The 13,630-nt window shown below is 71.9% G+C and carries 10 protein-coding genes; 6 read left to right on the top strand and 4 right to left on the bottom strand.

Annotation, left to right across the window (positions count from 1 at the left end; translation table 11 throughout):
• Positions 1–35: 35 nt before the first annotated feature.
• Together ACZ7LE_RS04575 and ACZ7LE_RS04570 are read right to left on the bottom strand one after the other, a co-directional pair.
• Positions 36–1,781: an ABC transporter ATP-binding protein gene (locus ACZ7LE_RS04575; RefSeq protein ID WP_470402136.1), complete on the bottom strand. Its 1,746-nt coding sequence runs from the start codon at positions 1,779–1,781 to the stop codon at positions 36–38.
• A complete protein-coding gene (locus tag ACZ7LE_RS04570; protein ID WP_470402135.1) occupies positions 1,778–3,634 on the bottom strand; it encodes an ABC transporter ATP-binding protein in 1,857 nt (618 codons plus the stop codon). The genes ACZ7LE_RS04575 and ACZ7LE_RS04570 overlap by 4 nt, the downstream gene beginning before the upstream one ends.
• Positions 3,635–3,696: 62 nt before the next feature.
• On the opposite strand from ACZ7LE_RS04570, the gene ACZ7LE_RS04565 reads away from it, so the two are divergent.
• From ACZ7LE_RS04565 to ACZ7LE_RS04555, 3 genes are all read left to right on the top strand, one after another.
• Positions 3,697–4,104, top strand: coding sequence for a DUF3817 domain-containing protein (locus tag ACZ7LE_RS04565; protein ID WP_470402134.1), 408 nt, complete (start codon positions 3,697–3,699; stop codon positions 4,102–4,104).
• Between the two features lie 13 nt (positions 4,105–4,117).
• Positions 4,118–4,798 (top strand): YceI family protein, encoded by a 681-nt coding sequence (locus ACZ7LE_RS04560; RefSeq protein WP_470402133.1) that lies wholly within the window; start codon positions 4,118–4,120, stop codon positions 4,796–4,798.
• Between the two features lie 89 nt (positions 4,799–4,887).
• On the top strand, positions 4,888–6,054 hold the full coding sequence (locus ACZ7LE_RS04555; RefSeq protein ID WP_470402132.1) for a MalY/PatB family protein: 1,167 nt from the start codon (positions 4,888–4,890) through the stop codon (positions 6,052–6,054).
• Positions 6,055–6,134: 80 nt separating this feature from the next.
• Here ACZ7LE_RS04555 and ACZ7LE_RS04550 read toward each other — a convergent pair whose 3' ends face one another.
• On the bottom strand, positions 6,135–7,037 hold the full coding sequence (locus ACZ7LE_RS04550) for an SURF1 family protein (protein ID WP_470402131.1): 903 nt from the start codon (positions 7,035–7,037) through the stop codon (positions 6,135–6,137).
• 198 nt (positions 7,038–7,235) lie between these two features.
• Here ACZ7LE_RS04550 and ACZ7LE_RS04545 point away from each other — a divergent pair, with 198 nt between their 5' ends.
• From ACZ7LE_RS04545 to ACZ7LE_RS04535, 3 genes are read left to right on the top strand one after another with little or no spacing between them, the layout of a single operon-like run.
• Positions 7,236–9,725: a phosphoketolase family protein gene (locus tag ACZ7LE_RS04545; protein ID WP_470402130.1), complete on the top strand. Its 2,490-nt coding sequence runs from the start codon at positions 7,236–7,238 to the stop codon at positions 9,723–9,725.
• A gap of 34 nt (positions 9,726–9,759) precedes the next feature.
• Positions 9,760–11,892: a phosphate acetyltransferase gene (gene pta / locus ACZ7LE_RS04540; protein WP_470402129.1), complete on the top strand. Its 2,133-nt coding sequence runs from the start codon at positions 9,760–9,762 to the stop codon at positions 11,890–11,892.
• Positions 11,889–13,118, top strand: a complete 1,230-nt coding sequence (locus ACZ7LE_RS04535; protein WP_470402128.1) for an acetate/propionate family kinase — start codon at positions 11,889–11,891, stop codon at positions 13,116–13,118. The genes pta and ACZ7LE_RS04535 overlap by 4 nt, the downstream gene beginning before the upstream one ends.
• Here ACZ7LE_RS04535 and ACZ7LE_RS04530 read toward each other — a convergent pair.
• Complete coding sequence (locus ACZ7LE_RS04530) at positions 13,115–13,618, bottom strand: MarR family winged helix-turn-helix transcriptional regulator (RefSeq protein ID WP_470402127.1); 504 nt, start codon at positions 13,616–13,618, stop codon at positions 13,115–13,117. The genes ACZ7LE_RS04535 and ACZ7LE_RS04530 overlap by 4 nt on opposite strands.
• Between the last annotated feature and the right edge of the window lie 12 nt (positions 13,619–13,630).

The following is a 13,630-nucleotide window of genomic DNA, read 5'->3' as shown; positions in this document are numbered from 1 at the left end:
GGAAGGCGCACATACCCAGCACTCAGCGGAGCGGGTTACTCGTGCTGCCAGCTCTGCCAGAGGCTGGCGTACTCGCCGCCCGCGGCGACCAGCTCGTCGTGCGGGCCGATCTCCGTGATCCGGCCGCCGTCGAGCACCGCGACCCGGTCTGCATCGTGCGCTGTGTGCAGGCGGTGGGCGATCGCCACGACCGTGCGTCCGTCGAGCACCGCGTTGAGCGAGCGCTCCAGGTGCCGGGCGGCGCGCGGGTCGAGCAGGGAGGTCGCCTCGTCGAGCACCAGCGTGTGCGGGTCGAGCAGCACGAGCCGCGCGAGCGCGATCTGCTGCGCCTGCGCCGGCGTGAGCTTGTACCCGCCGGAGCCGACCTCGGTGGCCAGGCCCTCGTCGAGCGCCTCCACCCAGCTGTGCGCGTCGACGGCGCGCAGGGCGGCCAGCAGCTCGTCGTCGTCGGCCTCGATCTTGGCGAGCCGCAGGTTGTCCGCCAGCGACCCCACGAACACGTGGTGCTCCTGGGTCACGAGCGCCACGTGCTTGCGCAGCTCCTCCAGCGGCAGGTCCACCAGCGGCACGCCGCCCACCTCGACCCGGCCGCCCGTGGGCGGGTGGATGCCGGCCAGCATGCGGCCGAGGGTCGACTTGCCGGAGCCGGACGGTCCCACGATCGCCAACCGCTCCCCCACCTTGAGGTCGAGGTCGATGCCGTGCAGCACGTCCGTGCCCGCGCGGTAGGCGTAGCGGACGTCGGTGCCGCGCACCTCCTCGTCGTCGGGCTCGGCGTCGCCCGCCGTGCGGTCCGCCGGAACGAGCCGGACACCGATGATGCGGGACAGCGACGTCGCGGCCACCTGGATCTCGTCCAGCCAGAAGATGAGCTCCCACACGGGACCCTGGAGCTGGTAGGTGTACATGACGATCGTCGCCACCACCCCGATGGTCACCACGTTCTCGGAGGCCAGGAAGACGCCCCACACGAGCACCGCGAGCGGCGCGACCATGAACGCGAAGTCCACGCCCGGGAACAGCACGGTGCGCAGGTTGAGCGTCCCGCGCTCGGCCTGGAAGGCCTCGTGCAGGTCCTCGTCTCCGCGTGAGGTGCGGCGGCGCCCGATCTTGAGCGCGTCGATCGTGCGCGCGCCCTCGACCGACTCGGTCACGGTGCCGTCGAGCAGCGCGTACGCCGCGGACTCGCGCTGGTAGGCGGGCGCGGCCCGCTTCAGGTACCAGCGGGCGACCGCGACGAGCACCGGCACGCCGACGAACATCGCGATCGCGACCAGCGGCGAGACCACGAGACTGACCGCCGACGTCAGCACGAGCGTCACCACGGCGATGACCAGCCGCGGCACGCCGAAGCGCACGGCGTTCTGGATGCGGCTGACGTCCCGGGTAGTACGCGCGATGAGGTCACCGGTCCCCGCGGTCTCGACCGTGGACAGCGGCAGGGCTGTCACGGTCTCGACGAACTCCTCGCGCATGTCGGCGAACACCGTCTCGCCGAAGACCATGGCCCGGCGCTGCGCGAACCGGGTGATCAGCGACTGCAGCACCACGGCCGCGACGGCCGCGAGCACCAGGTTGCGCGCCACCTCGAGGGTGGTGCCGTCGGTGACGGCGTCGACCAGCTTGCCCAGCACGAACGGCCCGGCCAGACCCGCGACCGCGGCCACCGTGTTGGCCACGGTGATGATGATCAACGGCCTGCGGTGCCGGGCGAGCAGCGTGCGCGTGTACCGCCAGGTCTCGGCGGCGTCGGCGATCGGCAGGATCTTTCCCGTGCTCATGCCTTGCCTCCTTCCCCTGCGTTGGTGGTGCCTGCGTTGGTGCCGCCGAGCAGCTCGTCGAGCTCGGCGTCCAGGTCGTCGTCCAGCGAGCGGCCGACCACCCGCCGGTAGCGGGCCGCCTCGCGCCCACCCGGCGCGTTCGTGGGCAGGTCCAGCAGCTCGCGGTGCGTGCCGTGCGTGACCACGGCGCCGTCGTCCAGGAAGATCACGTCGTCCACGTGGTCGAGCACGAGCGGGCTCGCCGTGACGATCAGGGTCGTTCGACCCCGGCGCCACTGCGTGAGCCGCTGCGCGATCCGCGCCTCGGTGTGCGCGTCGACCGCGGACGTGGGCTCGATCAGCACCAGGACCTCCGGGTCGGTGAGCAGCGCCCGCGCGAGCGCCACGCGCTGCCGCTGGCCGCCCGACAGCGAGCGCCCCTTCTCGGGGATCTCGCCCTCGATGCCGTCCGGCAGCGACTCCAGCACGTCGTGCGCATCGGCGATGTGCATGGCGCGCAGCAGCGCCTCGGCGTTCGCGGAGTCGCGCACGTCGAGCTCGCCCGCGAGGCGTCCGGAGAACAGGGCCGGGGTCGCGTCCGCGACCACGATCCGCTCGCGCAGCTCCGCCTTGTCGAGGTCGGCCAGCCGGACGCCGCCGAGCGTCACCGGGGTGGCGGTCTCCGCGTCGTCGTCGAACCGGCCCATCCGGACCGCGACCTGCGCCGACTCGTCCGGGTCCGCGCTGACCAGCGCGACGACCCGGCCCGGCCGGAGCGTGACGCCCGTGGTCTCGTCGACCAGCGGCACGCCGGCCGGCGGCATGTCGGCGGTCGACCCCTCGGCGCCGGTGGCGGGCACGACCTGCAGCACCTTGACCACCTTGCCCGCCGCGACGTGGGCCTTGGTGACCACGTTGACCGACTGCACCAGCAGGTGCACCGGCCACGACAGGAAGGACGCGTACCCGTAGAACGCGACGAGCTGGCCCGTGGAGATCCGCCCCGCGATGGCCTCCGCCGCGCCGAGGTAGACCACCAGCGCGATGAACAGCCCGGGCAGCAGCACCTGCAGGGCGTCGAGGATCGACTGTGTGCCGGCGACCGCGACACCGGCCTGCCGGACCTTCTGCGACTGGTCCTGGTAGCGGCCGGTGAAGACCTTCTCGCCGCCGATGCCACGCAGGATGCGCAGGCCGGAGACCGTGTCCGCGCCGAGCGTGGTGAGGCGGCCCTGCGCGTCGCGCTGGTTCTTCTGGTGCTTCTGGAGCGGCTTGACCAGGAGGGCGAGGATCGCGGCGACGACCGGCAGGCCGAGAGCGATGACGAGCCCCAGCGTGAGCGACTGGTTCAGCATCAGCACCACCACGATGCCGTAGGTGGCGACGCTGCCGATGGTCTGCGCCGCGATGCCGAAGACCTCGCCGATGCGCATGGTGTCGTTCGCGACGGAGGACACCACCTCGCCGGTGGGCAGCTCCTTGGTGATGTTGTGCCCGGACCGGGCCACGGTGCGCGTCACGAGCTGTGACGTACGGAACGCGGCGTGCATCCACGCGGTGATGTCCCACCGGTGGCCGATCGCGTTCGAGGCGATCCAGACGATGCCGACGCCCATCATGACGGCCGCCCACGTCCACGTGGTGCGGTCGAGCCCGGACGCGGAGGCGCTGTCGATGATGCGCCCCAGCAGGAACGGCTGGAAGGCGCTGCAGGTGAACGACAGCACGCCGAAGAACATCGCCACGAGCAGCACGCGGAGCTGCTTCCGGGCGAGCCACAGGAGCAGGGTGAGCGGACCGCGCAGCGGCGGGGTGCCGGGATCGGCAAAGGGGAGGGGGCGCACGACAACCACCGTACGGAGCACCACTGACATTGATCCACGCTTTATCCACAGGGTGCGGACGGCACCCCGCGGACGGCATATCCTCGTTGGTTGTGAGCACCCCTCAGACCACTCCCGAGATCTCCGCCGAGGCGGCGGCCACCGCGATCCGCAAGGCGCGCGGCGCGATGTCCCGCTACCGCTTCATGGCTCTGGTCACCGGTGTCATGCTGCTGATCCTCTGCGTCGAGCTGGGCATCAAGTACGGCCTCGGCGCGCTGACCGACGTGGACGGGATCATGCCGTTCATCGCGTGGGTGCCGTTCGCGCACGGCTGGATCTACGTGGTGTACCTGGTCACGGTCGCCGACCTGTGGTCCAAGATGCGCTGGGGCTTCGGCCGCCTGGTCACCATGGTGATCGCGGGCGTGATCCCGGTGATGTCGTTCGTGCTGGAGAAGAAGGTGCACGCCGAGGCCGAGGCGAAGCTCGCCACGCTCGAGGCGCGCTACCTCTCCTGAGACCGGAGGATCCATGGGTCGCAAGATCGCGACAGCGCTGGGCGTGCTGGTCGTCCTGGCCGCCCTCGGGTTCCTCGCCACGCGCATCTACGCGTCGATGCAGACGGGCGACGACGTGCCCGCGCCCGCCGTCGGCTCGTCCGCGCCCGCGGCGACGGCGGACCCCGCCGACCTCGAGGGCGACTGGACCGTGGCCGACGGCTCCGAGGCCGGCTACCGCGTGGACGAGGTGCTGTCCGGCCAGGACGTCACCGTCGTGGGCCGCACCGAGCAGGTGACGGGCTCCGGCACCGTCGCCGACGGCGCGCTCACCGCCGCGACCGTCGAGGTCGACCTCGCGAGCATCACCACCGACGAGTCCGCGCGCGACGGCCAGTTCCAGGGCATCCTCGACACCCGCACCCACCCCACGGCGACCTTCGAGCTCACGGACCCCGTGGACATCACGCCGGTGGCCGACGGCGGGACCGTCGCCGTCGACGCGCCCGGCGAGATGACCATCAAGGGCGTCACCCGGGACGTCACCGCGAGCCTGGAGATCCGGCTGGCGGACGACGGCGGCGACGTCCTCGCCGAGCTCGCCGCCACCGTGCCGGTCACGTTCGCGGACTACGGCGTCGAGGCGCCCGACCTGGGCTTCGTCACGGTGGAGGACGACGGGTTCGTCGAGGCCGAGCTGACGCTCACGCACTGAGCGCGCGCCCCCGGTCGGCCCACGGACCACCCCATTTCGGTCAGCGGGCACGCGGACGACACCCGCGCCGCACCTGCTTCAATGCGAAGGTGAACGCCCACGCCTTCGACGCCCTCACCGCCGACCGCCTCCGCGCGAACGGCAGCCTCAAGTGGACGGCCTTCCCCGGCACGATCGGGGCCTGGGTCGCGGAGATGGACTTCCCGACCGCCCCGCCGATCGCCGCCGCGCTGCACGACGCCGTGGACCGCGGCCTGCTCGGCTATCTCCCGCCGGCACTCGTGACGGGGATGTCCGAGGCGTACGCGGGCTTCGCCGCCGACCGCTACTCCTGGGCAGTGGACCCGGCGCGGGTGCGGCCCGTCTCCGACGTGCTGACCGCCCTGGACGAGGTCATCACGCACTTCTCCCGGCCCGGGTCGCCGGTGATCGTGCCCACGCCGTCGTACATGCCGTTCCACACCCTGCCCGGCGAGCTGGGCCGCAAGGTGATCCAGGTGCCGATGGCACGGGACACCGACGGCCGGTACTCCTACGACCTCGACGCGCTGGACGCCGCCTTCGCCGCGGGCGGGCACCTGATGATCCTGTGCAACCCGCACAACCCGATCGGCCGGGTGCTCGAACCGGCCGAGATGCTGGCCGTGGCCGAGGTCGTCGACCGGCACGGCGGCCGCGTCTTCGCCGACGAGATCCACGCCCCGCTCGTACACCCGGGCCGCCGGCACGTCCCGTACGCGTCGCTGAACGAGACGACGGCGGGGCACACCGTGACCGCCACGTCCGCGTCGAAGGCGTGGAACCTGCCGGGCCTCAAGTGCGCGCAGCTCGTCCTGTCCAACGAGGCCGACGTGCGGCTGTGGCACCAGGTCGGCGAGCGCGTGGAGGAGGGTCCGTCCACCCTCGGCGTCCTGGCCAACCAGGTCGCGTACACCGAGGGCCGCGAGTGGCTGGACGACGTCGTCGCCTACGTGCGCGGCAACGTCACGCGGCTGGGCGAGCTGCTCGCCGGGAGCGGCATCGGCTACCGCGCGCCCGAGGGCACGTACCTGGCCTGGCTGGACTGCCGGGACCTCGACCTGCCGGGCGCGCCCGCGAGCGCCGCCGCCTGGTTCCAGGAGCAGGCGGGCGTCGTCCTGGTCGACGGCGCGGAGTGCGGCGATGCCGGCCGCGGCTTCGTGCGGTTCAACGCGGGCATGCCACGCCCGCTCGTGGAGGAGGCGGCGCACCGGATGGTGGCGGCGCTCAACCGCTGACGCTCCTCGCCTTTGAGGCCCGGGTTTCTCCGCTTTCAGCAGCCTGAAAGCGGAGAAACCCGGGCCTCAAAGGTGAGGAGTCACGCCGCCGGCAGCCCCGCGATGCCCGTGTCGGCGTCGGTCGGCGCGCCGCCGCGGCGTCCGCCCGCCATCTCGTCCCGCACGAGGCGCACCCAGAGCAGCACGGCGAACCCGCCGAACAGCCACCACTGCAGCGCGTAGAAGATGTTCTGCAGGTTGGCGCCCGAGCCGCCGTCGATCGTCGGGCGCGGCAGGGCGGCGACCCCGCCCTCCTCGGGCGACCCCGGGCCCGACGTCAGGACGGCGTACCCGGTGTAGATCGGCCCGCCCCACTCGTTGACCAGGGCGCTCAGGGCGATCTCCTCGGTCTGCCCGTCCGCCACGGCGGCGCTGCCCGACGTCGCCTCGCCCGCCTGGAGCCAGCCCGTCACCGTGACCTCGCCCTCCGGCAGGGCCAGCGCCTCGGCGTCGGCGGGTGTGGCCACCCAGCCCTGGACGAGCGCGAGCACCGGCGCGCCGGACAGATCGGCCCACGACGCGCCGTCGGTCCCGTCGTCGGACACGCGGAAGGGGGTCAGGGCGAGGTAGCCGACGCGGCCCTCCAGCACGCGGCCCGGGACGAGCAGGGTGCCGGCCGGCTCGTACTCGCCCGTCACGCGCACCTCGCGGCCGACGAGCTCGCCGGGAAAGCTCTCCTGCGGCGTCAGCAGGTCGCCCAGCCAGGCCGGGCCCGCGGCGGCGGTCTCCGCCGCCTCCTGCTGCGCGGCCAGCTCGGCCCGCTCGTAGGCGCGGTCGAGCTGCCAGGCGCCCAGCCGGCCGCACACGAACGCCGCCAGCACGAACACGAGCAGCAGCCCGATCATCCGGGGCTGCCTGGCCACCTGGAGAAAGGTACGGCGCTCGGTGACGGGTTCGACGTCGATCACCTTCGACGGGGATGTGCTGGGGGCACTGACGGGCATAACCTCAACGGTAGCCGCCGTCGGCGGGTCAGCGGCACAGGTCACGGGGACGTTCTGTCGGACGCGTCACAGATCACCGGGCCCGGCGGTCGTCTCGCGTGTACGACGGTTCTGCGTTCGAATGAACGGGCAGCAGACCGGCACGGATCCACACGTAACCGCAAGGTTCACACGCAGACCGCAGTAGGAGCGTGAGTGATGACGACGACCACAGTCCCCGACTCCCCCGCCACCGGATGGCGCACCACCGGTGTCGCCGAGCCCGCCCCCGCCGACCTGGAGCGCATCGACGCCTGGTGGCGGGCCGCCAACTACCTCTCGGTCGGCCAGATCTACCTCCTGGACAACCCGCTCCTGCGCGAGCCCCTGACCGCGGACCACGTCAAGCCGCGGCTGCTGGGCCACTGGGGCACCACGCCCGGCCTGAACTTCCTGTACGCGCACCTGAACCGCGCCATCAAGGAGCGGGAGCAGGAGACGGTCTACGTGACGGGACCGGGCCACGGCGGTCCCGGCCTGGTGGCCTCCGCCTACCTCGACGGCACCTACTCCGAGGTGTACAGCGACATCACGCAGGACACGGAGGGCGTCAAGCGCCTGTTCCGGCAGTTCTCCTTCCCGGGCGGCATCCCGAGCCACGTCGCGCCCGAGACGCCGGGGTCGATCCACGAGGGCGGCGAGCTGGGCTACGCCCTGAGCCACGCCTACGGCGCGGCCTTCGACAACCCGGACCTGCTGGTGGCGGCGGTGGTGGGCGACGGCGAGGCCGAGACCGGCCCGCTGGCGACGTCCTGGCACTCGAACAAGTTCGTCAACCCGGCCCAGGACGGCGTCGTGCTGCCGATCCTGCACCTGAACGGCTACAAGATCGCCAACCCGACGGTCCTGGCGCGCATCCCGCAGCAGGAGCTGAACGACCTCATGGTCGGCTACGGCCACAAGCCGTACTTCTTCGACGGCGGGTACGACGAGAACGAGTCGCCGCTGGACACGCACCGGCGGTTCGCGGTGCTGCTCGACGAGGTCCTGGACGAGATCGCGGCGATCAAGGCGCGGGCGGCGCAGGGCGACCTCAGCCGCCCGAGGTGGCCCATGATCGTGTTCCGCACCCCCAAGGGGTGGAGCGGCCCTGCGGAGATCGACGGCAAGAAGACGACGGGCTCGTGGCGCGCGCACCAGGTGCCGCTCGCGAACGCCCGGGACACCCCGGAGCACCTCCAGGTGCTGGAGACCTGGCTGCGGTCCTACCGGCCGGAGGAGCTGTTCGACGCCGACGGCCGCGTGCTGGCCGAGATCGGCGACCTGGCGCCACGGGGCACGCTGCGGATGAGCGCCAACCCCCACGCGAACGGCGGGCTGCTGCTCAAGGACCTGCGTCTGCCCGACTTCCGCGACTACGCGGTCGACGTGCCCGTCCCGGGCGGGTCGACGTCGGAGGCGCCACGCGTGCTGGGCCAGTGGCTCACTGACGTGATCCGCCTGAACCCCGACAACTTCCGCATCTTCGGGCCGGACGAGACGGCGTCGAACCGCCTGCAGGCCGTGTACGAGGTGACGGACAAGCAGTGGAACGCCGAGTACATCGGACCCGAGGTGGACGAGCACATGGCCCGCGCCGGCCGGGTCATGGAGATGCTGAGCGAGCACCAGGTGCAGGGCTGGCTGGAGGGCTACCTCCTGACCGGCCGGCACGGGCTGCTGACCAGCTACGAGGCGTTCATCCACATCATCGACTCGATGTTCAACCAGCACGCCAAGTGGCTCAAGGTCACCAACGACATCCCCTGGCGACGGCCCATCGCGTCCCTGAACTACCTGCTGTCCAGCCACGTCTGGCGGCAGGACCACAACGGGTTCAGCCACCAGGACCCCGGGTTCATCGACCACGTGGTGAACAAGAAGGCGGAGATCGTGCGGGTCTACCTCCCGCCGGACGCCAACACCCTGCTGTCCACCTACGACCACTGCCTGCGCAGCCGGCAGTACGTGAACGTGGTGGTCTCCGGCAAGCAGCCCGCGCCGAACTTCCTGGACATGCGCACGGCGATCGAGCACTGCACGCGCGGGCTCGGCATCTGGGAGTGGGCGGGCACGGAGGTAGCGGGCGAGCAGCCCGACGTCGTCCTGGGCTGCGCGGGCGACGTGCCCACGCTGGAGGTGCTCGCCGCGGCCGACATCCTGCGCCAGGAGCTGCCGGACCTCAAGGTGCGCGTGGTCAACGTCGTGGACCTCATGCGACTGCAGGACGCCAAGGAGCACCCGCACGGCCTGACCGACTCGGAGTTCAACGGCCTGTTCACCACCGACCGGCCGATCATCTTCGCGTACCACGGCTACCCGTGGCTCATCCACCGCCTCACGTACCGCCGCGCGGGTCACCCCAACATCCACGTGCGCGGGTACAAGGAGGAGGGCACCACGACGACGCCGTTCGACATGGTCATGCTCAACGACCTGGACCGGTACCACCTTGTGATCGATGTCATCGACCGGGTGCCGTCGCTCGGCAGCGCCCAGGCGGGGCTGCGCCAGCGGATGCAGGACGCGCGGCTTCGTGCGCGTGCCTGGACCCGCGAGCACGGCGACGACATCCCCGAGGTGCGCGACTGGGTGTGGCCCGACGCCCAGGACCAGTCCGACGCCGGTCAGGTTGACGCTACGCTCGGCACCGGTGGAGACAACGAGTAGCAGCAAATCCCACGAAGTGAACACGGAGCGACACGTGACCGGCGCAACCCGCAGCATCGTCATCGCGAGCCCGGAGGGCGAGAGCGGAAAGTCGACCGTCGCGCTCGGCGTCCTCGACCTGCTGGTCCGCAAGGGCCAGCGGGTCGGGGTCTTCCGGCCCGTCTCGCGCGCGAGCGAGACCGAGGACTCGGCCGGCGAGCGCGACCACGTGCTCGAGCTCCTCCTGGAGCACGACGGCGTCGACATCGGGTACGACGACGCCGTCGGCGTCACCTACGCCGACCTGCACACCGACCCCGAGGACGCACTGAGCCGCATCGTGTCCCGGTTCCACGACCTGGCCGCGCGCTGCGACTCGGTGGTGATCCTCGGCACGGACTACACCGACGTCGCCGGGCCCACCGAGCTCTCGTTCAACGCGCGCATCGCCGCGAACCTGGGCGCGCCGGTGCTGCTGGTCGTGTCGGGCCGCGAGCGCACCCCCGAGGGCGTGCGGGCGCTGGCCGACGTGAGCCTCGCCGAGCTGGCGGCGCACCACGCGCAGGCGATCGGCCTGGTGGTCAACCGCGCGGACACGCACAGCGCGCGGGAGGTGCGGAGCGAGCTGGCCGAGGCCCAGCCCGACCTGCCGGTGTGGACCATCCCGGAGGAACCGTTCCTGCAGGCCCCGACCGTCGGCCAGCTCCTGGAGGCCGTCGACGGCACGCTCGTGCTGGGCGACCCCGAGCTGCTCGGCCGTGAGGCGCTGGACGTGCAGGTGGGGGCCATGAGCTTCGAGCACCTGCTGGAGCGGCTGATCGACGGCGCCGTCGTGATCACCCCGGGCGACCGCACCGACCTGCTGATCGGGCTGCTCGCCACGCACATGACGCCGTCGTTCCCGTCCCTGGCCGGGATCATCCTGAACGGCGGCTTCTACCCGCAAGGTCGGCCGGCGCAGCTGCTGGAGGCGATGCGCCCCAAGCTGCCGATCATCACGACGGAGCTCGGCACCTACCGCACGGCCCGAGCCGCGGCGACGACCCGCGGCCGCGTGGACAAGAGGGCGGTGCGCAAGGTCGAGACGGCGCGCGCCCTGTTCGAGCGCAACGTCGACTCGGCCGCGCTCGCCGCGCGCCTCGACCTGCCGCGGCCGCAGGTGGTCACACCCCTCATGTTCGAGTACCAGCTCATCGAGCGTGCGCGCGCCGACCGGCGGCACATCGTGCTCCCGGAGGGTTCGGACGACCGGATCCTCCGCGCGGCCTCCACCGTCCTGGCCCGGCGGATCGCGAACCTGACGATCCTGGGCGACGAGGAGCCGATCCGGGCCCGCGCCGCCGAGCTGGGCCTCGACATCGAGGCCGCGCGGGTCCTGTCCCCGCACGACCCGGAGTACGTCGAGAAGTTCGCCGCCGAGTACGCCCGGCTGCGCGCCCACAAGGGCATGACGGTCGAGCGGGCGCGCGAGATCGTCACCGACGTCTCCTACTTCGGCACGATGATGGTGCACCTCGGGATCGCCGACGGCATGGTCTCCGGGGCTGCCCATTCGACGGCCCACACCATCCGGCCGTCGTTCGAGATCATCAAGACCAAGCCCGGCACGTCGTCGGTGTCCTCCGTGTTCCTCATGTGCCTGGAGGACCGGGTGCTCGTGTACGGCGACTGCGCCGTCATCCCCGACCCGACGTCGGAGGAGCTCGCCGACATCGCCGTCTCCTCGGCCGCCACGGCCCGCCAGTTCGGCGTGGAGCCGCGCATCGCGATGCTGTCCTACTCTACGGGCGAGTCCGGCACGGGCGCCGACGTCGACAAGGTGCGCACCGCGACAGGTCTGGTCCGCGAGCGCACGCCCGAGCTCGACGTCGAGGGCCCCATCCAGTACGACGCCGCCGTGGACGCCTCGGTCGCGGCGTCCAAGCTCCCCGGGTCCGACGTCGCCGGCCGCGCCACCGTGTTCGTCTTCCCCGACTTGAACACGGGCAACAACACCTACAAGGCGGTGCAGCGGTCGGCGGGCGCGGTCGCCGTCGGGCCGGTGCTGCAGGGCTTGAACAAGCCGGTCAACGACCTGTCGCGTGGGGCGCTGGTGCAGGACATCGTGAACACCGTGGCGATCACCGCCATCCAGGCGCAGACGTCCTCGCGGGTCGAGCCTGTCGAGACCAAGGAGCCCGTCGCATGAGCACCGTCCTCGTCCTCAACTCCGGGTCCTCGTCGCTCAAGTACCAGCTCGTCGACCCCGACTCGGGCGAGGCCGTCGCGGGCGGCATCGTCGACCGGATCGGCCAGTCCTCGGGCACGGTCAAGCACGAGACAGGCGGCGAGAAGGTCGTGCGCAACCTGGCCGTGCCGGACCACGCGGAGGCGCTCCGCGTCGTGGCGGACATGTTCAACGAGGTGGGGCCGCGGCTCGCGGACGCCGACGTGATCGCCGTCGGGCACCGGGTGGTGCACGGCGGTGATGTGTTCTCGGCCCCGGCCCTGCTTGACGACGACGCCGTCGAGTCGATCCGCGCGCTGATCCCCCTGGCGCCCCTGCACAACCCGGCGAACGTGACCGGGATCGAGGTGGCGCGCGAGCTGCTGCACGTGCCGCACGTCGCGGTGTTCGACACGGCGTTCTTCGCGTCGCTGCCCGCCGCTGCCTCGACATACGCGCTGGACCGCAAGGTCGCCGCGGAGCACGGCGTGCGCCGCTACGGCTTCCACGGCACGTCGCACCAGTTCGTGTCGGACGCCGTGGCCGCACACCCTGCCGTCGTCGCGAAGCTGGCGGCCGAGGGGCGCGGCCCGGAGACGCTGCGGCAGGTGGTGCTGCACCTGGGCAACGGCGCGTCGGCGTCGGCGATCCTGGGCGGCCGGCCCATGGACACCTCGATGGGCCTGACGCCGCTCGAAGGGCTGGTCATGGGCACGCGCTCGGGCGACATCGACCCGGGCGTCGTCTTCCACCTCATGCGCGGCGGGCTGTCCGGCGCCGACGTCGACACCCTGCTCAACAAGCAGTCCGGCGTGCTCGGGCTGTCCGGGGTGAGCGACATGCGCGAGCTGCGCCGCCTCGTGGCCGACGGCGACGCCGACGCGCGCCTCGCGCGGGACGTCTACCTGCACCGGCTGCGCAAGTACGTGGGCGCGTACGCGGCGGTGCTCGGCGGGATCGACGTGCTGACGTTCACCGCGGGTGTGGGCGAGAACGACCACACCGTCCGGTCGGGCGTGGTGCGGGACCTGAAGTTCCTCGGCCTCACGATCGACCCGGCGGCCAACGAGGCGGCGTCGGGCGAGGCGCGGGTGATCTCGGTGCAGCCGCAGGTCGAGCCTGTCGAGGCCCCCCTCGTCATGGTCGTCCCGACCAACGAGGAGCTGGCGATCGCCCGGTTCGCGGCTGACCTGGTCGCGGCCGGCTAGGACCCGCTCCTCGGGCTTCTCCCGTCGGTGGTGAGCGGGGGAAGCCCGAGGTGCGCGCGCAACGCCGTCGTCGCCTCGCCCAGCACGTCGAGCTGCTCGTCGGTGAACGCGTCGAGGAAGGTCTCCTTGATCGCCTGCAGGTGCGGCACCGTGCTCGCCCGGAACGCGCGCGCCCCCTCGTCGGTGAGCACGACCTGCGACCCGCGGGCGTCCTCGGCGCACGGTTCACGGCGCACCAGCCCGCGCTTCTCCATCCGGCCCAGGTGGCCGGAGAGCCGGCTGCGCTCCCACTCGATGTGCGCCGCCAGGGCGGACGAGCGGAGCGTGTGCTCCTCCGCCTCGCTCAGCGCGAGCAGCACCCGGTAGTCGCCGTTGGAGAGCTCTGAGTCCTGGTGCAGGCGCGCCTCGAGACGGTTGCGGAGGATGTCGTAGGTCTCGATGTACCCCCGCCAGATCGCGAGCTCGCGTCGCGTCGGCATGCGGCGCTTCGACGTCGTCATCGACCCTCCTCG

It is taken from the genome of Promicromonospora sp. NPDC110617, from assembly GCF_055598465.1.
The sequence above is the reverse complement of the archived record's forward strand: the minus strand, read 5'-3'. Positions and strand labels throughout refer to the sequence as shown.